Source organism: Pontivivens nitratireducens, from assembly GCF_014235845.1.
Lineage (GTDB): Bacteria > Pseudomonadota > Alphaproteobacteria > Rhodobacterales > Rhodobacteraceae > Pontivivens > Pontivivens nitratireducens.
On the sequence record NZ_JACJUQ010000007.1, the window covers coordinates 17,568 to 40,032 of the forward strand.

A 22,465-nucleotide genomic window follows, 5' to 3' on the forward strand; every position below is an offset into this window, starting at 1 on the left:
CTCAAAGCTCGGCCTTCGCGGCATCGAGCAGCCTCTTGGCCTCGGACCCCTGCAATTTCTGAATGTCGTCCTGATATTTCAGGATTGCCCCCAATGTATCCGCGATCACGGCGGGGCTAAGCTCCACCGCGTCGAGCGCGACCAGACATTTCGCCCAGTCGATGGTTTCGGCCACGCCGGGTTTCTTGAACAGATCCTCGCCGCGCAGTTTCTGCACGAAGGCCACCACCTCCCGGCTGAGGGTTTCGGCGGCTTCGGGCGCGCGGGCGGTGACGATCTGCATCTCCCGCTCGAAACTGGGGTAATCGACCCAATGATACAGGCAGCGACGCTTCAGGGCGTCGTGCACCTCGCGCGTGCGGTTCGAGGTCAGGATCACGATCGGCGGTTCGGGCGCGGTGATGGTGCCCAGTTCGGGAATGGTGACCGCGAAATCGCTCAGCGCCTCCAGCAGGAAGGCCTCGAACGGCTCATCCGTGCGGTCCAGCTCGTCGATCAGCAAGATAGGCGCGCCGCCCTCCTGCGGGCGCATTGCCTCCAGCAAGGGGCGCGAGATCAGATAATCCTCGGAGAACAGCTCACGCGTCAGGGCCGCGCGTTCCGCCCCACCCTGCGCCTCCGCCGTGCGGATCGCGACCATCTGCGCTGCAAAGTTCCACTCATAAACGGCGGAGGACGCATCGAGGCCCTCGTAACATTGCAGGCGGATCAACCGACGGGCGAGAGAGGCGGCCAGCGCCTTGGCGATCTCGGTCTTGCCGACACCAGCCTCCCCCTCCAGAAACAGCGGGCGGCCCAGTTTGAGCGCGAGAAACACCACCGTGCTCAGATCACGCCCCGCGACATAGCCGACATCCCCCAGCATGGTTTGTGTCGCGTCGATGCTTGCGGGTAATTGCGTCATGGTCGCCTCCTCGTGCTTGAGAGGCAAGGTGCCGCTCCACACGGCGGGGTCAAGATGCGAAAGGTCCTATTGACGGGACGGGCGGGGATAATCGACGAACGTGAATGCTCAGATCGGTTGACCGTGGATACGCGCCACATCGGTCACAAGCAGCGGGCCCGCAACCGTTTTACCTAACCTTGGGGCATGCCGCAGCATCGCACAAAATAATCGTTGGAGATTACCGGGGCGACCGCTTCGCAAGTATCCTCTGCAAGGTCCGGCGGTGCATGTTCAACCGCCGCGCGGTCTCGGAGACATTGCGATCGCACAGTTCGTACACGCGCTGGATATGTTCCCAGCGCACGCGATCCGCGCTCATCGGATTTTCGGGCGGGGCGGGTTTATCCTCGGGCCGGGCGAGCAAGGCAGACACGATATCGTTGGCGTCAGCCGGTTTGGACAGGTAGTCGGTCGCCCCGATCTTGACCGCGGCCACGGCCGTGGCGATCGCGCCATAGCCGGTCAGGACCACGATCCGCGCGTCCGGGCGCGCCTCTCTCAAGGCTTCGACCACCTCCAGCCCGTTGCCATCGTCGAGCCGCAGGTCGAGCACGGCGTAGGCAGGTGGTGAAGCCTTCACGGCATTCAGTCCGTCGGCAATGCTTCCTGCCTCACGCACGTCGAAGCCGCGCTTTTCCATCGCCCGGGACAGCCGCCGCAAGAACGGCTCATCATCGTCGAGCAACAGCAGGGACGGGTCCGGACCCAAGTCAAGCTCGGCAGTAGCGACAGACATAGTGAAATTCCTTCCGGTTATCTGGCGTATGGTAAGTATACGCACGAACCTGCCAATTGGATCATTCGATCAGAGTTGCGAAGCGAAGCAGGCAACTCTGGACGCCATTTCCTCAGGCGAGGTCGAACTGGGGAAGAAATCCAGAAAACCCTCCTCCGGCGCCATCAGATAGGTGTAGGAGGAATGGTCCATCAGGTAATCATCGGGATCGTCGCCAACCCGGTTGGAATAGACACGATATGCGGCGATCGCGGCATCTATATCATCGCGCGGTCCGGTCAGGCCCACCATATCGGGATGCATGAAGTCGGTATATTCCGACATCTGCTGTACGGTATCACGTTCTGGATCGACGGTGATGAAGACCGGCTTGACGTCAATCCCCTGCTCCTCCAGCGCATAGACGGCCTCACCGTTGCGAAACAGATCCACCGGGCAGACATCCGGACAGTAGGAATATCCGAAATAAACCAGGCTCAACCGATCGATCACGTCCACGTCGCTGACCCGTTCGCCCGTTTCCGAGATAAGGGAGAACGGTCCGCCGATGGAGCCGCCACCGCCGGTAACCACACCGGCCCGGCACTGTGCGAAGCGATCCTGCCCCTCACGCGGCCACAGCGCGACAAAGGCCGTTACCCCCAATCCGAGGAATACGACGGCAGCGGCGGCATAGGCGGCAAAGCGGGTCATTTCTGTCTCCATCCGGTTTTGCACGATGTGTAGAGGTCGGGCGAGGCAGATGCCACTCAAGCTTCCATGAGGATCGCACCGGGCCGGCGCAGATCGGCCAATGTCTGCGCCCCGAATTGCGCCATCGAACTGCGCAAATCATCGGTCAGAATATGCAGTGCCTGATCGGCGCCCGCCTGCCCGGCCGCCGCGACGCCATACAGGAAAGGCCTTCCTGCAAAGCAAAAATCCGCGCCCAGCGCGATGGCGCGCGCGATGTCGCCGCCATATCTGATGCCGCTGTCAAACAGCACCGGAAGACGCCCGCCCAGCGCCTGCACAACGGGCGGCAGGGCCGTGATCGCCGCCGGAGCCGCGTCAAACTGCCGCCCCCCGTGATTGGACAGCCACACCGCGTCGGCCCCTGCCCTTTCGGCAATCAGGGCGTCCTCGGGGTGGAGCACGCCCTTCACCACCAGCGCGCCCTTCCATTCGGCGCGCAATGCTTCGAGATAGGCCAAGGACGGATTGTGCGAAAATTCGTTGACGAAATACTTCCGCACCCCCGCCAGATCCTGCGTTCCGGCATATTTGGCGATGGTCGCCAGCGTGGCATTTCCATGACGCAGCGTCGCGAGGGCCCAGGCCGGACGCCGCGCCACATGGCTCAACATCTGACGACTGACCCCGGCCTGAATCGACAAGCCGGCGCGGCGCTGACGCTCCCTGCGGCTGGGCCTGGGAATATCGACGGTCAGCACCAGAACCTTCATCCCGCTGTTCCATGCGCGCGACAGCACGTCTCGCATCAGGTCGTGGGATCGGGGCGGGTAGAGCTGGAACCACCCCATATCGCCTGCCACGGGCCCGACCTGCTCAGGCGTTTTCGCGGCGACGGTGGACAGGCAATAGGGCACGCCGCCCCGCCGGGCGGTATCGGCCAGCATCAGCTCCGCTCCCGGCCACATCACCCCGGTCATGCCGACCGGCGCCATGCCGATGGGCGCGTCATAGCGTTGGCCGAACAGGGTCGTGCCCAGATCCGGCTCCAGCTCACCCTTCAGGACTCGCGGCACCAGCCTGATCCGATCCAACGCGGCCCGGTTTGCCGTCATCGCCGCATCCGCTGTGGTGCCGCTGTCCAGATATTCCCATGCGAAATGGGGTATCCTGCGCTTTGCGGCCGCTGCCAGATCGCTGATTGAGGGAAACTTGTCGTCCAGATTTTTCATCCGGTTACAAAGCACCGGAGCCACAATTCCGTCAAGCGCGGCAGGCCCGGAACGACAGGATCAACTGTAATCGACCCACCGTCGCGGCCCATGCAATCTATTGCGCCGCCACAGTGAATAACCTGCGAAAAAGGGAGTTAAAAACAAGCTAAGCAAGCTGAAGCGCACCCAGCTACGCCCGGTCAGACGCGCTGCAAACCCAATGCCCGCCGAAAAGACGACCCACACGATAGCCAAGGCCCAGAGTAGCATCTCTGTCCATTCCCTTCTCCCCCCTGTAGTGTATCCCGCCATGAACAGTATCATATTTCTGCAGCCATGCACAATATTTCGCAGTATTGAAACATTGTTACGAAGTCGGAAGGCTTCCATGTCTGCCCCCCGTCACTTCAAGCCTGACAGCACCTGAAATGGCGCCGACGCCTGTGAATGCCACGCCATTACAAATGGTTCGAGATGCATTGCTGCCCCGTACCGCCCTGGCATGTCCCATGCCTCGACCCAGCGGAACGATACAGGAACGGCGCTTTAATTTTCCTACGGGGCGCGCTACATTTCGCAGATGAACGATTTCGATGACGACCCCTTTGAAAGCTTTGAGCGTGAGAGCCTGTCCGCACGGGCGATGGCCGCACGCCCGGCACCCTATCTCGACGATCTGAACCCTGCGCAGCGGCAGGCGGTGGAGACTCTGGACGGGCCTGTCCTGATGCTAGCCGGTGCCGGCACGGGCAAGACGAAGGCGCTGACCACCCGCATCGCGCATCTGATGAACACCGGACGCGCCCAGCCGAACGAAATTCTCGCCGTTACCTTCACCAACAAGGCCGCGCGGGAGATGAAGACTCGCGTAGGGCGCCATGTCGGCGGCGTGATCGAGGGGATGCCGTGGCTCGGCACCTTCCATTCGCTGTGCAATCGCTTGTTGCGCCGCCATGCCGAACTGGTCGATCTGAAATCGAACTTCACGATTCTGGACATGGACGACCAGTTGCGCCTGCTCAAGCAGATCGTGCGCGCACATAATATAGATGAGAAACGCTGGCCGCCCCGGATGCTGGCCGGCATCATCGACACGTGGAAAAACCGCGGCTGGACGTGGGACAAGCTGCCGGCCTCGGAACAGGGCGCGTTCAACCATCGCGGGGCGGAGCTTTACGAGGAATATCAAAAACGCCTCATCACGCTGAACGCAGTCGATTTCGGTGATTTGCTGCTGCATGTCGTGACGATCTTCCAGACATATCCCGACGTGCTGGCGAAGTATCAGCGCTGGTTCAAATACATCCTGGTGGATGAGTATCAGGACACCAACGTCGCGCAGTACCTCTGGCTGCGGTTGCTGGCGCAGGGTCACAAGAATATCTGCTGTGTGGGCGATGACGATCAGTCGATCTATGGCTGGCGCGGCGCAGAGGTCGGCAACATCCTGAAATTCGAGAAGGATTTCCCCGGCGCGACCGTGATCCGGCTGGAACAGAATTACCGCTCCACCGAGCATATCCTCGCCGCGGCCTCCGGCGTTATCGCCTCAAATGCCGACCGGCTGGGCAAGACCTTGTGGACCGCCGCCGAGGGCGGTGAGAAGGTCCGCCTGATCGGTCACTGGGACGGGGATGAGGAAGCCCGCTGGATCGGTGAGGAAATCGAAAGCTATCAGCGCGGCACCCGCGGTCTCGACCCGATCGGGCTGAACGGTCAGGCGATTCTGGTGCGGGCCTCGTTCCAGATGCGCGCGTTCGAGGATCGGTTCCTGACGCTCGGCATGCCCTACCGCGTCATCGGCGGGCCGCGCTTCTACGAACGGCTCGAAATCCGCGACGCCATGGCCTATTTCCGCGTCGTGATCTCGGAGGAGGACGATCTGGCCTTCGAGCGGATCATCAACACCCCCAAGCGCGGTCTGGGGGACAAGGCGCTGGCCACCATTAACGGTTTCGCGCGCGACAACGGCGTCTCGATGATGGACGCGGCGCGAACCGTGGTCGCTGACGGCGCGATCAAGGGCAAGGGCGGCAAGAAACTGGGCGAACTGATCCGCAACCTCGATCGCTGGCGCGCGATCATGGCCTGGTCGGACAAACCCGGCCCGCAATCGGATGACGTGATCGACCTGGACGAACCCATCGTGGCCAGACCCGCCGGGTTGGAGACGCCGTTGAGCCATATCGAGCTTGCCCAGATGATTCTGGACGAGTCCGGCTACACCGCCCATTGGCAGAACGACAAGACGCCCGAGGCACCGGGCCGTCTCGAAAACCTCAAGGAACTTGTCCGCGCGCTGGAGGAGTTCGAGAATCTGCAAGGGTTCCTCGAACATGTCGCCCTCGTCATGTCCAACGATACGGAGGACGCGGCGGAGAAGGTCACGATCATGACCCTGCACGCGGCCAAGGGTCTGGAATTCCCGGTGATCTTCCTGCCCGGATGGGAGGACGGCCTGTTCCCCTCGCAACGCTCCATGGACGAAAGCGGCCTGAAGGGGTTGGAGGAGGAACGCCGGCTGGCCTATGTCGGGATCACGCGGGCGGAGCGGCATTGCACCATCTCCTTCGTCGCGAACCGCATGACCTATGGCCAGTGGAACAGCGCCATGCCCTCACGCTTCATCGACGAATTGCCTGCGGAGCATGTGGACATCCTGACGCCTCCGGGCCTTTACGGTGGCGGTTTTGGCGCGGCGGCGACAGCCAGCCCGCGTGAACAGGCCATGCAAGGCAGCGATCTGATGGACAAGGCGGCGAAGGCCGATGTCTACAGCTCCCCCGGATGGGCGCGCATGCAGCGCAACACCAGCCGTCGCGCGGTTCGCACCCCGGCCGAGGCGCGGAACATGACCATTGATGTCACCGCCACCCCCGCCTTTGAATTGGGTGAGCGTGTGTTCCATCAGAAATTCGGCTACGGCACGGTGGAAATGCTGGAGGGCGACAAACTGACCATCGCGTTCGAGAAGGCCGGTCAGAAGAAAGTCGTGGCGAGCTATCTGACGGCAGCGGACGACGTTCCATTCTAGGCGGCAGATGCTGCCTGTTCGGCCCCCAAAAACAAGAACGGCAGCGGCCAGCGGGGGGAGGACCCGCGTGCACACTGCCGTTCAGGTTAACCTCACGCTGCGCGTGCGCAGCGTGGGTTGGCTCCCTCTTTCGAGGGAAAGCGATCAGTTTCCGTAGACTGCCCGATGGGCGGTGGCGTGGATCGACCCGCGCGTCAGGCCCAGATCGGCCAGTTCGCTGCCGCTCAACGCGGACAGTTCATTTACCGTCTTGCGGTACATACGGTGGGCCGCAAACGCCTCACGCTTTTTCGCCGCAAATGCGGTGATGCGCGCCATCAGAGTGTTTTCGGTGTTGAAGTCGGTTGCAGTTACAAATGCCATTTTTTCGGTCCTTCAAGTTTGAGGCCGTCCGTGGCCTCCATGCTGTTGCTGCAGTGCAATATATGGGTCGCAGCTTTCTCCACAATCGTCGTTCTATCCGCATCACCATGCACAAAATGCATGGCTGTGAATTGAGGAACGGCGTTAATGACCTAGCGTCACCCGCGCATTCCGTAGGTGGAACGCCGCGCCAGATCGCGGATTTCACCCCGCGCGATACCGAGATCTTCGAGCTCATGCTCGTTCCGCAGGCTCAATTGCCGAACAGAATCACGGTATGTCCGCCACCGGGCGAAGTTCTGTGCCTGATCGTGCATCCATGCCGTCAGTCCACGTCCTTGGTTCGTATCGTGTGCTAGCATAGCCATATCAGGTCTCCTTTCTGATGCCGGTCACCTATCACCATTGATCGGCTCCGTTCGTGCTGCACCGCGATAAGTGTGCATGTGCCCGAACAATTCAAAGCGCTTTGACGCCGTGCCGCCTTGCAAGTCTCGCATGGCTCTGACGGCAAAGGGGTATATGTGTGGGGGATGATCCCATCCGCACTGACACACCGCGATTTCCGCATATATGTCATAGGCAATTTCTTCGGCCTGAATGGCGTGTGGATTCAACGCATTACCATCTCATGGCTCGGCTGGTCGCTAACCGACAGCGCCAGTTTCGTCGGAATCCTGGCCTTTCTGATGATGCTGCCGACATTGATCTTCGGCCCGTTTCTGGGTGTGATCGCCGACCGAACCGACGTGCGCCGCGCCGCCATCGGCACACAGGCCGCGCTGTTCGGCGTAAGCTTGGCATTGATGACCGCCTATTTCACAGACCTGCTCAGCGCGGCCGTTCTGGCCGTCTGCGCCGTATCCATTGGGCTGGTCACGGCCTTGCACCACCCGATCCGTATGGCCATGGCCCCCCGGCTGGTCCCGATCGAGGCGATCGGGGCCGCCGTGCCGATCATCTCGATCAACTTCAACCTCTCACGCTTTCTGGGACCCTTCATCGCGGGCACCTTGATCGCCACGATGGGCGTCGGATCGGCTCTGATCGTCAACGCCGCCGCATTCGTGCCCTTGCTGTTTGCGCTGAACATCATCCGGCCGCGCCCGAAATCCGGCTCGCCAACGGACAGGCTCGGATTTCTGGAGAGCTTCCGCGACGGCATCGCGCACACCCGTGCCGATCCATTGATCCTGACGGGCATTCTGGTCACCGCGATCACATCCCTGTCCGCGCGCGGCGTGCAGGAGATTCTGCCGGTGATCGCTGATGGCGCCTTCGCACGGGGGGCATCGGGGCTGGGGCAATTAACGGCGGCTGCGGGGCTGGGGGCAATGGTGTCCTCCATCAGTCTGGCCAGACATCCCATCGCCCCGGCGGACGGGCTGCCGCGTGCGTCCCTGATCGGGGCGGCGGCGTCCCTCGTGTTGGTGATCGCGCTGGCCCATGCGCCGTACTGGTGGCTGGCCCTGCTGTGCACCGCAGGATTGGGCGCGGCGGGAACGCAGGTCGGGGTTGGCATTCAATCCGCAATCCAGATCAGGCTCGACGACGACATGCGCGGCCGGGTGATGAGCCTGTGGACCACAACGGCCATAGGCGCGACCGCTCTGGGTGCGCTGGCACTGGGGGCCGGTGCGGATGCGTTCGGCCTGAAGCCCGCGCTGGTCATCGCCGCATTGTTGAGTGCGACGGCCCTTGGCGTGGTATTGCTGCGTTACCGCACGGCCTTGCGGGCCAGGGCATCCAGCCTGTCCAGAAACCGCGATCGGTCCGATTTGGAGAACGGCTTGCCCCCGCCTTGACGAAACGGATCCGCGGCCCGCAGATCGGTCATCAGATCGCGCATGGCCAGCTGATGCCCGATGGAGCTTGCTGTGAAGACCTCGCCATCGGGGCGAATCGCAGCGGCCCCCGACTTGATGATCCGGTCGGCCAGGGGGATGTCCGATGTGACGCAGATATCCCCCGGCCCCGTGCGATCCGCGATCCACTGATCGGCAACATCCGGTCCCGCCTCGACCACGACGGTCTGCACATCCGGGTGCGGATCGGGCCGGATGCCACCATTGGACACCACGAAAACCCGCAGCTTGTAGCGGTGCGCGACCTTCTTGGCCTCATCCTTGACCGGGCAGGCATCCGCATCGATGTAGAGGGGCATTGGCAAATCCTGCTCAAAACGCGATAACGCATCCGATCTATCCCGAGGGCTTATCGATGACCAGCTTCACCCCACGCGTTTTTTCCGGCATCCAGCCGACCAACCACCTGCAGCTCGGCAACTATCTGGGCGCGGTGAAACGTTTCGTCGCCATGCAGAACGACGGGATGGAGACGATCTATTGCATCGTCGATCAGCACGCGATCACCGCGAGCTTTCAAAACCCCGCCGATCTGCGCCACGCCACGAGGGAGCTTGCCTCCGCCTATCTGGCCTGCGGTCTGGACCCGGCGAAATCCGTCCTGTTCAATCAAAGCCAGGTGCCCGCGCACAGCCAGCTTGCCTGGGTGTTCAACTGCGTCGCGCGCATGGGCTGGATGAACCGGATGACCCAGTTCAAGGACAAGGCCGGCAAGAACGCCGAAAAAGCCTCCCTCGGCCTCTACGCCTATCCAGCCCTGATGGCTGCCGACATCCTGCTCTACCATGCGACGCATGTGCCGGTGGGTGAGGATCAGAAGCAGCACGTTGAGCTGACCCGCGACATCGCGGCGAAGTTCAACCACGATTACGGTGTCGACTTCTTCCCCGAGACCCAGCCCATCATCGAGGGGGCGGCCACCCGCGTCATGTCCCTGCGCGACGGCACCAAGAAGATGTCGAAATCCGACCCCTCCGACGCCAGCCGCATCAACCTGACCGACGATGCCGACACCATCGCCAAGAAGATTCGCAAGGCCAAGACCGACCCCGAGCCGCTGCCCGAAACCGTCGGGGGGCTGGCCGACCGCCCCGAGGCCCGCAATCTGGTGAACATCTACGCCGCCCTTGCCGAAATCACCGCAGCAGACGTCATCGCGCAGCATGGCGGCTCACAATTCGGCAGCTTCAAGCCCGCGCTCGCCGACCTCGCCGTTGACAAGCTGGCGCCGATAAGCACCGAAATGGCCCGCCTGATGGGCGATGTAACCGAGATCGACCGCGTGTTGTCCCAAGGGGCGGAGCGTGCCGCCGCCATGGCCGAGCCGATCATCGCGCAGACCTACGACATCGTGGGCTTCGTCCGCTGAGCGTTTCACTTTCGCCAAATATCCCCGCCGGAGGCGCATCTTGCGATATGCGCCTCCGCCGATTGTCCAGCCTCAGCCTGCCTTCTCCAGCAACAGTGATTTCAGATCGAAGGCCGCGCGCATCAGATCGCGTGTATAGGCGGTCGCCGGGGTGTCGAATATCTGCGCCGTGGGGCCTTCCTCGACCACCACGCCCTCCTTCATCACCATCACGTAATCGCTAAGCGCGCGCACCACCGCCAGATCGTGACTGATGAAGATGTAGCTCAACCCGTATTCCACCTGTATCCGACGCAGCAGTTCGATCACCTGCTTTTGCACGGACCGATCCAGCGCGGATGTCGGCTCGTCCAGCACGATCACATCGGGGCGCAAGATCACCGCGCGGGCGATGGCGATCCGCTGGCGCTGACCGCCTGAAAATTCATGTGGGAAGCGGTTTCGGAACGATTCCTCCAGCCCCACATCCTTCAGCGCCTGCGAGACCTTCGCGTTGCGCAGATCGCGCGTCAGGTTTGGCTCATGCACGCTCAACCCCTCGGCAACGATCTCCCCCACCGTCATGCGGGGTGAGAGGGAGCCGTAGGGGTCCTGAAACACCATTTGCAGCTCGTCGCGGTACTTGCGCATTCCGGCGCGGTCCAACCCGTCAATGCGGTCGCCCTGATAGACGATCCGCCCCTCGGATGGCAGCAATTGCAGCAGGGCGCGGCCCAGCGTGGACTTGCCGGACCCGGATTCGCCCACCACGCCGATCGTCTGCCCCTTGTGTAGCGCCAGCGAGATACCGTCGACGGCTGTCAGGGTCGTATCCTTCGAGAACAGGCCCGCAGGCGTGCCGAAGGTGACGCGCACATCGTCGCCTTGCAGCAGCACCGGGGCCCCCTCGGCCACCGGGGCCTTGGTTCCGTCCGGCTCCGCCGCCAGCAGCATCCGGGTATAATCCGTCTGCGGATTGCCGAAGATCGCCTCCGTCGGGCCTTCCTCCTCCAGCAGGCCCTTGCGCATCACGTAGACCCGGTCGGCGAAGGCCTCGACGATGGTCAGATCGTGGGTGATGAACAGGATCGACATGCCCAGCCGCGCCTGCAATTCCGCGAGCAGTTCCAGGATCTCCGCCTGAATGGTCACATCCAGCGCCGTTGTCGGCTCATCCGCGATCAGCAGGTCGGGGTCATTGGCCAGAGCCATCGCGATCATCACCCGCTGGCGCTGACCGCCCGACATCTCATGCGGATAGGCCCGCAGCTTCGCCTCGGGGTTGGGGATCTGGACCAGTTTCAGCAGCTCCAGCGCCCGCGCCATCGCGGCCTTCACGCTGAGCCCCCCGTGCACCCGCAACGGTTCAATCAACTGATCACCAATCCGGTACAGCGGATCGAGCGATGTCATCGGCTCCTGAAAGATCATCGTGATCTTGGCTCCGCGCAGGTCGTTGAGCGCGCGCGGCGCCAGCGTCAGCAGGTCGGTTCCGCGATAGCGCACCGCCCCCTCGGCCCGACCATTGCCCGCCAGCAACCCCATGGCCGCCATCATGATCTGCGACTTGCCCGAACCGGACTCCCCCACCACGGCGACGGTTTCCCCCGCCATGACATGCATGGACACGCCCCGCACCGCGTTCACCGGCCCGTCCGCCGTGTCGAAGGTCACCCGGATGTCGTCGATTTCCAAAACAGGTTGGGTCACTTTGCTCTCCATATCACCGATCCTTCGGCCAGAGTTCATCTCACCGATCCTTCGGCCAGGATTCATATCACCGATCCTTTGGATCGAGCGCATCGCGCAGGCCATCGCCCAGGAAATTCAGCGCGAACAACAGGATCGTCAGCGTCAGCGCCGGGAAGATCAGCATGTCGGGCGCGTTCTGCATGTTCTTCGCCCCCTCGGAAATCAGCACCCCCAGCGAGGTCAGCGGTTCCTGCACACCCAGCCCCAGGAAGGACAGGAAGCTTTCCAGCAGGATTACCTTGGGGATCAGCAGCGTCATGTAGATGATGACGGTGCCCAGCGTGTTGGGGATGATGTGCCGTTTCAGGATCGCGCCTGATCCGACGCCCAGTGCCTCCGCCGCCTGCACGAATTCCCGACGGCGCAGGGACAGCGTCTGCCCGCGCACGATCCGCGCCATGTCCAGCCATTCGACACAGCCCACCGCGATGAACATCAGCACCACGTTCCGGCCGAAGAACACCACCAGCAGGATCACGAAGAAGATGAAGGGCAGCGAATACAGCACGTCCACCACGCGCATCATCATGTTGTCGGTCCGCCCGCCCAGAAAGCCCGCCGTAGCACCGTAGAGCACCCCGATCACCAGCGCGACCCCCGCCGCCAGCAGACCGATCCCCAGTGACACGCGCAGAGAGATCAGGACACGGCTGAACAGATCGCGCCCGTTGGCATCTGTGCCGAACAGGAAATACAGCCGGTCCACATCGGCCTGCATCTCAATCCGGTTGCCATCGTCGGAAACCTCCACCACGCGGGCGTTGGTGAACAGGTCGGAGCGGTCCAGATAGCGCGTCACACGCTCATCCACGCCGCGCTCGGACGTGCCGATCACGGTCAGCACCTCGCCGTTCATCTCAACCAGTTCCAGATCCAGCCGCGCCCGGCGCAGGGCGCTCTGCGCCTCGGGGATCACGTCATCCGCGCGCGGATAGGCGCTGATCGAGGCGGGAACCTTGACATAGGCGGGATAAACCTCGGCATAGTCATGCGGCGCAATCATCGGGCCGAAGATCCCGCACAGCCCCAGAAAGCCCAGCACGAAGATCGACAGCATCGCCGCCACGTTCTTGCGCAGGCGAATCAATGCTGTCTGCCACAGCGAGCGGCTCTTCACCTCCGGCACCATCCCGGCGGACACTTCCGTCATATCAGTCATAGCGAACCCTCGGGTCGAGTAAGGCGTAGAGCAAATCCACGATCAGGTTGAAGATCACGACGAACAGCGCGACCACGATCACAGTGCCCATTACCAACGTGTAATCGCGGTTCAGCGCGCCTTGCACGAAGTAGCGTCCGATGCCCGGAATGCCGAAGATCTGCTCGACAACGATGGACCCGGTCAGCAGGGCCGCCGCTGCCGGTCCCATATAACTGATCGCGGGCAGGCAAGCGGCGCGCAGCGCGTGCTTGATGACGATCATCCGCGTGGGCAGGCCATAGGCCCGCGCCGTGCGCACATGGTCCGATCGCAGCGCCTCGATCATCGCGCCACGGATCAGACGCGCCACAACCGCGATCTGCGGCAGGGACAGCGCGATCACAGGCAAGACGTAGCTTTGCCAACCGTTCAGCCCGCCTGCGGGGAAAATGTCGAAATACAGCGCGAAAACCAGCAGCAACACCGGTGCCACCACGAAGTTCGGGATGGTGATGCCGAAGGTCGCCACCGCGATTACCCCGTAATCCACCGCCGAGTTCTGCCGCAGCGCCGCGATGGAGCCGAGCGCGGAGCCGACCAGCATCGCCAGGGCCAGCGCCATGCCCCCCAGCTTGATCGAGACCGGCAATCCGATGGCCAGGATCTGATGTACCTTTAGATCGCGGTACACGAAGCTGGGCCCCATATCGCCCCGCACCAGATTGCCCAGATAGATCACGTATTGCTTCCACAACGGCTCATCCAGACCGAAGGTCGCGTTGAGGTTGGCCATCACCGTCGCCTCCAGCGCGCGCTCCTGATCGAAGGGGCCGCCGGGTGCCAGGCGCATCATGAAGAACGCCGCAGTGATGATGAAGAATAGGGTTGGAATGGCGCCCAGTAGACGCCTGATCGCATATGAAAGCATGTCAATACGCCCGATAGGTGATGCGCCGCCCCCGCCATGGGGACGGCGCGGTTGTCACAGCCTTACTCGGCGATGCTCAGGAACCGTGTCGCGTGCACGTTCTGGATGTTGTCCTCCCACCCGTGCAGGTCGTCGGACACCATCGAGCGGGACGAGTAATACAGCAGCGGGATCTGCGGTGTATCGGCCAGGAACATCCGCTCGGCCTCGGCCAGAATCTCGGCCCGGGCGTCCAGATCCGTCTCGGCTGCGGCCTTGTCCATCAGGGCGTCGTACTCGGGATTCTGATAGGCCGGGTAGTTGAAGCCGTCATTGTCGGATTCGACCAGGAACAGGAAGTTCTGCGGATCCGAATAATCCCCGATCCAGCCCGCCCGTGCGACGTCGAAATCCTTCTCGTCGCGCAGCATGGCGTAGTGGGCGGAGGCGTCGCGCACGTTATACGTCGTCTCGATCCCCAGAATGGACCACATATCCGCGATGGCGGTGGCCGCGTTGCGGTGATTTTCCGACGTGTTGTAGGAAATTTCGACGGTCAGGGGCGTGTCAGGGCCGTAGCCGGCTTCCTCCATCAGCGCGATCGCCGCATCCTCACGGTCCAGCATGGACATGTCGGCCCAGTCGAAGCGGGGCGAATCCTCGACATAGTTGCCGATGCCCGGCGGCACGAAGCTTTCGGCCGGAACCATGGTGCCGGTAAAGATTTCTTCGGCCAGGAATTCCCGGTCGATGACCATCGACATCGCCTGACGCACGCGCGGGTCGTCGAACGGCTCACGCGTGGTGTTCACGGAATAATAATAGGTGCCCAGATACGGCGCGATGCGCACGTTGTCGCCGTAATCTTCCTTCAGCCGGTTGATGTCCTCCGCCGGCAGGTCGGAGCATGAATGCACTTCGCCCGCCTCCCAACGGCGCACGCAGGTTGCGCGATCCTCGAAGGGCAGGAATTCCACCGTTTCGATGCTGACACTGTCGGCGCTATGGAACTCGGGGTTCTTGTTCAGAACGATCTTGTCGCCGAGCGAGAATTCTTCGAGCGTATAGGCCCCGTTCGAGACGTGGTTCTGCGGCTGCACGAAATCCGCGCCAAATTCCTCGACCGTGCCCGGATGCACCGGCAGGCCGGTCTGGTGGGTCAGCAATTCCAGGAAAAACGGCGTCGGCTGCTCCAGATTGACCTGAAGCGTATGATCGTCTAGCGCCACGACACCCAGCGTCTCGGGCTCGGCCTCACCTGAGTTGATCGCGAGGGCATTCTTGATCGGGTACAGGATATTAGCGTATTTCGCGCCAGTCTCAGGATTCATGATCCGCTGTAGGGAATACACGAAATCGCCCGCGACGACGGGATCGCCATTCGACCACTTCGCATCGTCGCGCAGGTTGAACGTATAGGACAGACCGTCGAGAGAGACCTCCCAATCCGCCGCCACGCCGGGCACGACATTGGCGGAGGCGTCGTAGACCACCAGACCTTCGAACATGTCACGCAGCAGATTCGCCTCGACCACGGTCGAAGTCTTGTGCTGGTCGAGCGTTTCAGGGTCGCCGTCCGAACCGCGAAAATAGGTCTGTGCAACGGCCTGCGATCCGATGGTCAACGCCAGAACGGACGTAAGCACCGCTGTATTCAGGATAGAGCGAGGCATCAGTAATCTCCCTGTGGTTGAATGGTCTGTCTGAAATGCTGACCCAATGACAGGAAGGTTGCAAGATGGCGTCATCACGGGACGTCGAGTCATCCCCGAACGAAAAAGCAGAATTTCACTGCGCTCCGCGTTCGGGAATTGCCTGCATAAATGCCCCAGGCGCCCGCGCGGTCGCGACGGTGATCGCCTGCTTCAGCCTTGCGGCGCGAGGCACCATTTCAGGACCGCCTTTTGCGCATGGACCCGGTTCTCAGCCTCGTCGAACACCACGGATTGCGGGCCGTCCATCACGGCATCGGTGACTTCCTCACCCCGGTGGGCCGGCAGGCAATGCATGAACAGCGCCTGCGGACCGGCCGCGGCCATCAATCGTTCGTTCACCTGATAGGGTTGCAACAGGTTGTGACGCCGCTCACGCGCCTCGTCTGCGTCATGCATCGAAACCCATGTATCCGCGACCACCAGATCGGCCCCGGCCACAGCACTTGCCGCGTCACGCTCGATCCGTACATCGACGCCCTTGGATCTGGCGAAGGCGATGGCCTCCTCGTCGGGGTCCAGGGCCTCGGGGCCTGCGAAGGTGAAGTCGAACCCGAACTGGCCTGCGGCATGCAGGAACGAGGCGCAGACATTGTTGCCATCGCCGGTCCAGACCACACGCTTTCCGCGAATCGGGCCGCGATGTTCCTCGAAGGTCAGGATGTCGGCCATGATCTGGCAGGGATGCGTTCTGTCGGTCAGCCCGTTGATGACGGGCACGCTGGCGGCCTCTGCCATCTCCAGCAAAGTCTGCTCGGCAAAGGTGCGGATCATGATCAGATCGACGTAGCGGCTCAACACCCGCGCGGTGTCCGCGATACTCTCCCCATGGCCCAGCTGCATTTCGGCACCGCTCAGCACCATGGTCTGCCCGCCCATCTGGCGCACGCCCAGATCGAAAGAGGTGCGGGTGCGTGTGGACGGCTTCTCAAAGATCAACGCGACCATACGGTCCTTGAGCGGCTGATCCGCGTCGGGGGCGCCCTTGGGCTGACCGGCGCGCGCGTCCTTCACGGCGCGGGCGTCGTCGATCATGTCGCGCAACGCGTTCGCATCGGTCATGTGCAGATCGAGGAAATGTCTCATGTCGTCGTCCTTCCGGGGGCCTGTCCCCCATGGAATGTCATTACCCGCACCGGGGTTGCCTGCTCGCCCTGCGTGATCGTTTCGCCAGCGAATCCGGCTTTCTCATATGCCGATACCGCCTTCAAGTTGGCGGGATCGGGATCGACCGCGACGCACGGCGCGCCCGCCGCGATCAGCTCCCCGGCCCTGGCCCGCAGATAGCCCGGCGCGTGCCCCTGCCCCAGATAGGCGGGATCGCCCAGAAAGGTGTCCATCGCCCGACTGCCCGCAGGCAGGTGAGCATATTGTGGAATGCCCTCGTGATGCACATTCCGATCCTGAACATAGGCGAAGGGTGCGCCGTCCAGCCAGACCATTCGCATATCGGTCCGGCCCTGATCCAGATCCAGCTTCAGATCGTTGTCGATCAGGGCCAGTTCCCTGTCCGCCGGTCCCCACCACCCGCCGATATGCGGGTGGGACAACCATGTGGCGATCAGCGGGAAATCCGAACGTGTCACCGGAACGAACCGATAGTCACGCAGCATGACAGTCACGCAGCACGGCCGGAGATGTCCGTGGCAGCAGCTTCCAACCGGCGCAAGGCTTCGTCCACGTCCTGCGTCGTGACGATCAGAGGTGGCAGAATGCGGATCACGTTGTCACCGCCCGGCACGGTCAGCAGCTTGTGATCATATCCCGCCGCCACAACTTCGCCATTGGGCACGACGCATTTGACCCCGATCATAAGGCCGGAGCCGCGCACCAGTTCGAACACATCCGGAAAGCGGGCGACCAGACTGTCCAGCCCCTGACGCAAATGGCCGGAGACGCGGCTGACATGTTCCATGAAGCCGTCCTCGGCCATCACTTCCATCACCGCGCAACCTACCGCACAGGCCAGAGGATTGCCGCCATAGGTCGTGCCATGGGTGCCAGCGGTCATGCCGATGGCGGCCTCCTCGGTTGCCAGACAAGCGCCCAGCGGGAAGCCACCGCCGATCCCCTTGGCCACGGCCATGATATCGGGTGTCGCACCGGACCATTCGTGGGCGAACAACTTGCCGGTCCGCCCCATGCCGCACTGAATCTCATCATAGATCAGCAGGATGCCCTGTTCGTCACACAGCTTTCGCAACCCTTGCAGGCACTGGTCGGGAACCGGCAGGATGCCGCCCTCGCCCTGTACCGGCTCGATCATGATCGCGGCGGTCCTGTCGTTGATGGCGGCGTGCAACGCATCGTGATCGCCGAACGGCACATGCACGAAACCGGGCAGCAGCGGGCCGAAACCCTTGGTCAGCTTCTCCGCCCCCGCGGCCGAAATCATGCCCAGCGTCCGGCCGTGGAACGAGCCGTTGAAGGTGATGATTTTATCGCGTCCGGTTTCCTTCGCATGATGGTACTTGCGCGCCATCTTCACTGCGGCCTCCGTCGCCTCGGTGCCCGAATTGGTAAAGAACACGGTGTCCGCGAAGGTCCGCTCCACCAGCATTTCCGCCAGTTTCGTCTGGTTGGGGATCTCATAGAGGTTGGACGTGTGCCACAGACGTCGACCCTGCGTTTCCAATGCCTCGATCAGACGGGGATGCGAATGGCCAAGGGCGGCCACGGCGATGCCGGCCCCCATGTCCAGATAGCGCGTCGCGTCTTCGGTCATCAGCCAGGGGCCTTCGCCTTCCACAAAGGAAAGCGGAGCCCGCGCATAGGTCGGCAATACGGGCGTGATCACATCGTTACTCCTCTAGATCACCGGCTGGAAGGATCGCCGCCCAGGTCCCAGCCAAACCTGTGCGGAAGATGCGGTTATCCGAAGCGTATGCGCCCAAGTCAACGCAAACGCGCGTTTTGATGCTGTTTGGGGTACAATAAGCCGGATACTCGGGGGAAACCTGCGCCTCCGGCGGGGATATTTGGGTAAAGTGAAAGCGGAACGCGTTTGCGTCAGAGGCCTTCGCCCGAAGTATTTCCCCGCGCCAGCGCGATGATCCGGTGCGCGTCCTCGGCGGACCAGGCGCGGCTTTCCCCTGCCATCACCACACGGGTGTACAGGTCGCGCCATGCATCCTCGCGCATCAGTTCGACAAAGCGGCTGTGGCGCCACGCGACGCCAGCTTCGTGCAGGCGGGCGATCTGTGCATCCGCCATCAGGTCGGCGCAGTCCACCTGCAACGAAGTGTCCGTGATCTGATTGAAGTTCCGCTCCACCCAGTATCCGGCATCGACGGGGGAGCCTTCGCGATTGGCCCGTCCCCGCGCGGACTTGACCACAAAACTCTCCGCATCGCCAAGGGCGTAGTGGTTGAGTTGTACCAGCCCGTAGGATGGCGCCAGATAGTTGGTGAACACCCCCCGCTGTGCAAACCGTTCGGGCAGGCGCGCGCCGTTGCCATCCACCCAGACCGGCGTTCCTACAGGGTCCAGCGGGCGGTGCACACCGGGGCGGGCATGAGTTCCCCGCCGCCATAGGGTTTTGATCATCGCACAGCGCCACGGCCAGTTGAGCGGGTCCGGCGCACAGCGGGTAAAGCGCTGTGTGACGGGTGCGTCCTCATACCGGGTCAGGCCATTGCTGCCGAACATCCGCCAGGTCAGCGCGATGCAATCGGCCTGCGGCACCTGCGCCACCAGATCGGGCAGGCCGCCTGCGCGCACGTTGATGAACTCATCCACGTCCATGCAAATCACCCAGTCCGCAACGTGCATCAAGGGATGCTCCGCCGCTTCACGCAGGGCGCGCCATTGCGGCCCCCGCTGGCCTGAGCGGCCGTGCATGTGCGTGAGCAAGCCCATCGCCTCGAACCGGTCCAGCATCGCATCCGTGCCGTCCGTGCAGTCGTTCGAGAAGGCCAGCACATCCGTCACGCCAATCTTGCGGTGATGCGCCAGCCACTCCGTCAGCACTGCGGCCTCGTCCTTGACGCACAGGATCGCCAGAACCCTCACCGCCGCACGACCTTGCGCAGGCCTGCCAATGTCACGGCCTTGGTTACAAGCGCGAGAGCGCCATAGGTCACGGCGCCCATCAGCACCAGCGCGAACAGCGCGGGATAGCGCCAACCGGGCAAGTCGATCACTTCACCGAAGAACCGCACCACAAGCGCCAGCAGCAGCCCCATCAGCGCCGCCGACAGCAGAATGCGCGGCGCGGCGTGCACCAGCCTCGGGTCCATCTTCGCCGCGTCACCGAACCGGCGCGAAGCGCGCCACAGCAGCGCGAAGTTCACCCAGGCCGCCAGGGTCGTCCCCCATGCCGCCGCCAGAAAGCCCAGCCACGGCGCGGCCCCGACAGCCACCACCACGTTGACCACCATCGAAATCGCGGCGAAGCGGAACGGTGTCTTCGTATCCTCCCGCGCGAAGAAAACCGGTGAGATCACCTTGATCAGCACGAAGGCCGGCAAGCCCCACCCATAGGCCGCAACCGCCTGCGCCGTCAGCGCGGCATCGCGAAACTCGAACGCGCCGCGCTGGAACAGCACCGCCACCAGCGGCAGCGGCACCATTATCAGGGCCACCGCCGCAGGCACCGCCAAGGCCAGCGAAAACTCCGCCGCGCGGTTCACCGCATCGCGCCCCCCCGCCGCATCGCCCGCGCCCAAACGGCGCGACAGATCGGGCAGCAGCACCACGCCGATGGCAATTCCCACCACGCCCAGCGGCAATTGGTACAATCGGTCGGCGTAGTTCAGATAGGCCACCGCCCCGTCGAAGAAGCTCGCCACTTGCCGCCCGACCAGCAGGTTGATCTGCATGACGCCCCCGGCCATCGCGGCGGGAAAGGCGATGATCGCCAGCCGCTTCAATTCCGGCGTCAGACGCGGGCGGTGCGGCACGATGCGGAACCCGGCACGGGACGCCGCGATCCAGACCAGCACCAGCTGCGCCACGCCTGCCAGCGGCACGCCCCAGGCCAGCGCCATGCCGATATCCGCGCCCAATGCCGCACCCGTCAGCATGGCAATCACCAATATGATGTTGAGCACCACCGGGGCCGCTGCCGCCGCCGTGAACCGGCCCAGCGCGTTCAACACTCCCGACAGCAGCGCCGCGAGAGAGATGAACAGGATGTAGGGGAACGTGATCCGCCCCATCTGCACCGCCATGTCGAACCGGGCATCGTCAGCGAAGCCGGACGCCATCAACAGGACCAGCCCCGGCATCGCCAGCTGCGCGATCAGGGTAAAGACGATCAGAATGCCCCCCAATCCCGCGAACGCATCGCGGGCGAAAGTCAGCGGGTCGCGGTCCTGCTCCAGCTTCTTGGAAAACATCGGCACGAAGGCCGTGTTGAACGCCCCCTCGGCAAAGAAGCGGCGGAACATGTTGGGCAGCGCGAAGGCGACCAGAAACGCCTCCGCCACCGGACCGGCACCCAGAAGGGCCGCAATCAGGATATCACGCCCGAAGCCGAACACCCGGCTGGCCAGTGTCCATCCCCCAACGGTCAGGAATGCGGACAGAAGTCGGATCGGTTTCATGGGGGGTGCTCTCCGCGACGTGCCCCCCACCGATACAGATGTTTCCCGGCAATCGTAAGGGGGTCACACGATGGCGCGCCGCTCCACCGTAGCCTGCCGCAGGATCTGCACCGCCGATGTCGTGAACAGCCCCGCCATGATGCCCGCGACGATCAGGTCGGGCCAGCCGGTCGCCGTACCCCAGACACCCAGCGCCGCGATCATCACCGCCACGTTGCCGATGGCATCGTTGCGTGAACACAGCCAGACTGAGCGCACATTGGCATCGCCATCCTTGTACCGCAGCAGCAATGCGACGCTGATCAGATTGGCCAGCAGGGCCAGGAACCCGATCACACCCATGACCTCGGCCTGCGGGACGCCTTGAACGAACACCTTGTGGATTGTCGAGCCGAAGACCCACGCCCCCATGGCCAGCAGGCTGATCCCCTTGATGATCGCCGCCGTACTGCGCACCCGGATCGAGGCACCGATGACCGCCAGCGACAGACCGTAGGTCGCCGCATCGCCCAGAAAGTCCAGCGCGTCGGCCTGCAATGCCTGTGAACGGGCCGCCTGCCCCGCCGCCATTTCCACCACGAACATCACGGCGTTGATTGCGATCACCATCCACAACCTGTGCTTGTAATCTGGCGAAAGGCCCTCGAACGTGGCCTCTTGATTGCAGCATCCTGCCGACATGGGGAACTCCTGTACTTGCGTCAGCGAGCAACCTAATGTCTCTAGCTGCTAGAGGTTCAAGGGGTAATTCATGTTTTCCATCGGCACGATGTCCGACCGCACCGGGGTCAAGGTTCCGACGATCCGCTATTACGAGGATATGGGTCTGCTCGCCCTGGCCGAGCGCACCGCAGGCAACCAGCGCCGTTACGACCAGGCCGCGCTCGATCGTCTGACATTCATCCGGCACGCCCGCGATCTGGGCTTTTCGATCGAGGCGATTTCGGAACTGATCGCGCTGGGTGAGCACCCCGATCAGCCCTGCGCGGGGGCCTCACGCATTGCCCGCGACCAGTTGGCGGACGTGCGCGCGCGTCTGGCGCGCCTGCAACGGCTGGAGGTCGAACTGACCCGGATCGTCGCGGGATGCTCGGGCGATGGAACGCTGGACCAGTGCCACGTCATGGCGGCACTGGCCGATCACGATCATTGCGTGACGGAGCATTAGGCCTGATATCCGCCCGTTTCGGCGCGGCGGACCGCAGCGCCCCCGTTCAGCAGTCCCCCCG

General features: G+C 63.0%; 21 protein-coding genes. 4 read left to right on the forward strand and 17 right to left on the reverse strand.

The features are described 5' to 3' along the window. Position 1: 1 nt before the first annotated feature. From H1S03_RS09565 to H1S03_RS09580, 4 genes are all read right to left on the reverse strand, one after another. Complete coding sequence (locus tag H1S03_RS09565) at positions 2-904, reverse strand: AAA family ATPase (RefSeq protein WP_185804238.1); 903 nt, start codon at positions 902-904, stop codon at positions 2-4. A gap of 220 nt (positions 905-1,124) precedes the next feature. Beyond that, on the reverse strand, positions 1,125-1,682 hold the full coding sequence (locus H1S03_RS09570) for an ActR/PrrA/RegA family redox response regulator transcription factor (RefSeq protein ID WP_166187522.1): 558 nt from the start codon (positions 1,680-1,682) through the stop codon (positions 1,125-1,127). Between the two features lie 69 nt (positions 1,683-1,751). Continuing rightward, entirely contained in the window at positions 1,752-2,375 is a 624-nt protein-coding gene (locus H1S03_RS09575) for an SCO family protein (protein ID WP_166187525.1), read from the reverse strand. Positions 2,376-2,431: 56 nt separating this feature from the next. Further along, positions 2,432-3,586 carry an alpha-hydroxy acid oxidase gene (locus H1S03_RS09580; RefSeq protein ID WP_185804239.1) on the reverse strand — a complete coding sequence of 385 codons (1,155 nt, stop codon included), beginning with the start codon at positions 3,584-3,586 and terminating at the stop codon, positions 2,432-2,434. A gap of 562 nt (positions 3,587-4,148) precedes the next feature. Here H1S03_RS09580 and H1S03_RS09585 point away from each other — a divergent pair. Beyond that, positions 4,149-6,602, forward strand: a complete 2,454-nt coding sequence (locus tag H1S03_RS09585; protein ID WP_185804240.1) for an ATP-dependent helicase — start codon at positions 4,149-4,151, stop codon at positions 6,600-6,602. A gap of 144 nt (positions 6,603-6,746) precedes the next feature. Here the strand turns inward: H1S03_RS09585 and H1S03_RS09590 are convergent, their stop codons facing one another. Next, positions 6,747-6,965 carry a YjiS-like domain-containing protein gene (locus H1S03_RS09590; RefSeq protein ID WP_185804241.1) on the reverse strand — a complete coding sequence of 73 codons (219 nt, stop codon included), beginning with the start codon at positions 6,963-6,965 and terminating at the stop codon, positions 6,747-6,749. Between the two features lie 158 nt (positions 6,966-7,123). Beyond that, a complete protein-coding gene (locus tag H1S03_RS09595) occupies positions 7,124-7,333 on the reverse strand; it encodes a DUF1127 domain-containing protein (RefSeq protein ID WP_221892663.1) in 210 nt (69 codons plus the stop codon). Between the two features lie 165 nt (positions 7,334-7,498). Here H1S03_RS09595 and H1S03_RS09600 point away from each other — a divergent pair, with 165 nt between their 5' ends. Continuing rightward, complete coding sequence (locus H1S03_RS09600) at positions 7,499-8,770, forward strand: MFS transporter (RefSeq protein ID WP_185804242.1); 1,272 nt, start codon at positions 7,499-7,501, stop codon at positions 8,768-8,770. On the opposite strand, the gene H1S03_RS09605 is transcribed toward H1S03_RS09600, so the two are convergent. After that, positions 8,683-9,129 carry a YaiI/YqxD family protein gene (locus tag H1S03_RS09605; protein ID WP_185804243.1) on the reverse strand — a complete coding sequence of 149 codons (447 nt, stop codon included), beginning with the start codon at positions 9,127-9,129 and terminating at the stop codon, positions 8,683-8,685. The two genes, H1S03_RS09600 and H1S03_RS09605, sit on opposite strands and share 88 nt — an antisense overlap. Before the next feature lie 56 nt (positions 9,130-9,185). Here H1S03_RS09605 and trpS point away from each other — a divergent pair, with 56 nt between their 5' ends. Further along, positions 9,186-10,199, forward strand: coding sequence for a tryptophan--tRNA ligase (gene trpS / locus H1S03_RS09610; protein WP_185804244.1), 1,014 nt, complete (start codon positions 9,186-9,188; stop codon positions 10,197-10,199). Positions 10,200-10,271: 72 nt separating this feature from the next. Here the strand turns inward: trpS and H1S03_RS09615 are convergent, their stop codons facing one another. From H1S03_RS09615 to H1S03_RS09660, 10 genes are all read right to left on the reverse strand, one after another. Beyond that, positions 10,272-11,888 (reverse strand): ABC transporter ATP-binding protein, encoded by a 1,617-nt coding sequence (locus H1S03_RS09615; protein ID WP_347339223.1) that lies wholly within the window; start codon positions 11,886-11,888, stop codon positions 10,272-10,274. Positions 11,889-11,955: 67 nt separating this feature from the next. Next, positions 11,956-13,089: an ABC transporter permease gene (locus tag H1S03_RS09620; protein ID WP_166187541.1), complete on the reverse strand. Its 1,134-nt coding sequence runs from the start codon at positions 13,087-13,089 to the stop codon at positions 11,956-11,958. Further along, positions 13,082-13,999, reverse strand: a complete 918-nt coding sequence (oppB, locus tag H1S03_RS09625) for an oligopeptide ABC transporter permease OppB (protein ID WP_185804246.1) — start codon at positions 13,997-13,999, stop codon at positions 13,082-13,084. Before oppB ends, H1S03_RS09620 begins: the two co-directional genes overlap by 8 nt. 62 nt (positions 14,000-14,061) lie before the next feature. Continuing rightward, entirely contained in the window at positions 14,062-15,651 is a 1,590-nt protein-coding gene (locus H1S03_RS09630) for a peptide ABC transporter substrate-binding protein (RefSeq protein ID WP_185804247.1), read from the reverse strand. Positions 15,652-15,843: 192 nt separating this feature from the next. Continuing rightward, the gene (argF, locus tag H1S03_RS09635) at positions 15,844-16,776 is read right to left on the reverse strand and encodes an ornithine carbamoyltransferase (protein ID WP_185804248.1); all 933 of its coding nucleotides are present in this window, start codon (positions 16,774-16,776) and stop codon (positions 15,844-15,846) included. Next, on the reverse strand, positions 16,773-17,303 hold the full coding sequence (locus tag H1S03_RS09640) for a GNAT family N-acetyltransferase (protein WP_221892664.1): 531 nt from the start codon (positions 17,301-17,303) through the stop codon (positions 16,773-16,775). Before H1S03_RS09640 ends, argF begins: the two co-directional genes overlap by 4 nt. A gap of 5 nt (positions 17,304-17,308) precedes the next feature. Then, positions 17,309-18,487, reverse strand: coding sequence for an acetylornithine transaminase (locus tag H1S03_RS09645; protein WP_185804250.1), 1,179 nt, complete (start codon positions 18,485-18,487; stop codon positions 17,309-17,311). Between the two features lie 212 nt (positions 18,488-18,699). Further along, positions 18,700-19,701 carry a glycosyltransferase family 92 protein gene (locus H1S03_RS09650; protein ID WP_185804251.1) on the reverse strand — a complete coding sequence of 334 codons (1,002 nt, stop codon included), beginning with the start codon at positions 19,699-19,701 and terminating at the stop codon, positions 18,700-18,702. Beyond that, positions 19,698-21,236, reverse strand: a complete 1,539-nt coding sequence (gene murJ / locus H1S03_RS09655) for a murein biosynthesis integral membrane protein MurJ (protein ID WP_185804252.1) — start codon at positions 21,234-21,236, stop codon at positions 19,698-19,700. The genes H1S03_RS09650 and murJ overlap by 4 nt, the downstream gene beginning before the upstream one ends. A gap of 63 nt (positions 21,237-21,299) precedes the next feature. Next, the gene (locus tag H1S03_RS09660) at positions 21,300-21,917 is read right to left on the reverse strand and encodes a cation efflux transmembrane domain-containing protein (protein ID WP_185804253.1); all 618 of its coding nucleotides are present in this window, start codon (positions 21,915-21,917) and stop codon (positions 21,300-21,302) included. A gap of 70 nt (positions 21,918-21,987) precedes the next feature. Here H1S03_RS09660 and H1S03_RS09665 point away from each other — a divergent pair, with 70 nt between their 5' ends. Further along, on the forward strand, positions 21,988-22,404 hold the full coding sequence (locus H1S03_RS09665; protein WP_185804254.1) for a MerR family transcriptional regulator: 417 nt from the start codon (positions 21,988-21,990) through the stop codon (positions 22,402-22,404). Positions 22,405-22,465 lie beyond the last annotated feature (61 nt).

Coding starts and splice junctions, on each gene's coding strand:
- H1S03_RS09565 (WP_185804238.1), bottom strand. CDS start 904: ATGACGCAATTACCCGCAAGCATCGACGCGACACAAACCATGCTGGGG.
- H1S03_RS09570 (WP_166187522.1), bottom strand. CDS start 1,682: ATGTCTGTCGCTACTGCCGAGCTTGACTTGGGTCCGGACCCGTCCCTG.
- H1S03_RS09575 (WP_166187525.1), bottom strand. CDS start 2,375: ATGACCCGCTTTGCCGCCTATGCCGCCGCTGCCGTCGTATTCCTCGGA.
- H1S03_RS09580 (WP_185804239.1), bottom strand. CDS start 3,586: ATGAAAAATCTGGACGACAAGTTTCCCTCAATCAGCGATCTGGCAGCG.
- H1S03_RS09585 (WP_185804240.1), top strand. CDS start 4,149: ATGAACGATTTCGATGACGACCCCTTTGAAAGCTTTGAGCGTGAGAGC.
- H1S03_RS09590 (WP_185804241.1), bottom strand. CDS start 6,965: ATGGCATTTGTAACTGCAACCGACTTCAACACCGAAAACACTCTGATG.
- H1S03_RS09595 (WP_221892663.1), bottom strand. CDS start 7,333: ATGGCTATGCTAGCACACGATACGAACCAAGGACGTGGACTGACGGCA.
- H1S03_RS09600 (WP_185804242.1), top strand. CDS start 7,499: ATGATCCCATCCGCACTGACACACCGCGATTTCCGCATATATGTCATA.
- H1S03_RS09605 (WP_185804243.1), bottom strand. CDS start 9,129: ATGCCCCTCTACATCGATGCGGATGCCTGCCCGGTCAAGGATGAGGCC.
- trpS (WP_185804244.1), top strand. CDS start 9,186: ATGACCAGCTTCACCCCACGCGTTTTTTCCGGCATCCAGCCGACCAAC.
- H1S03_RS09620 (WP_166187541.1), bottom strand. CDS start 13,089: ATGACTGATATGACGGAAGTGTCCGCCGGGATGGTGCCGGAGGTGAAG.
- oppB (WP_185804246.1), bottom strand. CDS start 13,999: ATGCTTTCATATGCGATCAGGCGTCTACTGGGCGCCATTCCAACCCTA.
- H1S03_RS09630 (WP_185804247.1), bottom strand. CDS start 15,651: ATGCCTCGCTCTATCCTGAATACAGCGGTGCTTACGTCCGTTCTGGCG.
- argF (WP_185804248.1), bottom strand. CDS start 16,776: ATGAGACATTTCCTCGATCTGCACATGACCGATGCGAACGCGTTGCGC.
- H1S03_RS09640 (WP_221892664.1), bottom strand. CDS start 17,303: ATGCTGCGTGACTATCGGTTCGTTCCGGTGACACGTTCGGATTTCCCG.
- murJ (WP_185804252.1), bottom strand. CDS start 21,236: ATGAAACCGATCCGACTTCTGTCCGCATTCCTGACCGTTGGGGGATGG.
- H1S03_RS09660 (WP_185804253.1), bottom strand. CDS start 21,917: ATGTCGGCAGGATGCTGCAATCAAGAGGCCACGTTCGAGGGCCTTTCG.
- H1S03_RS09665 (WP_185804254.1), top strand. CDS start 21,988: ATGTTTTCCATCGGCACGATGTCCGACCGCACCGGGGTCAAGGTTCCG.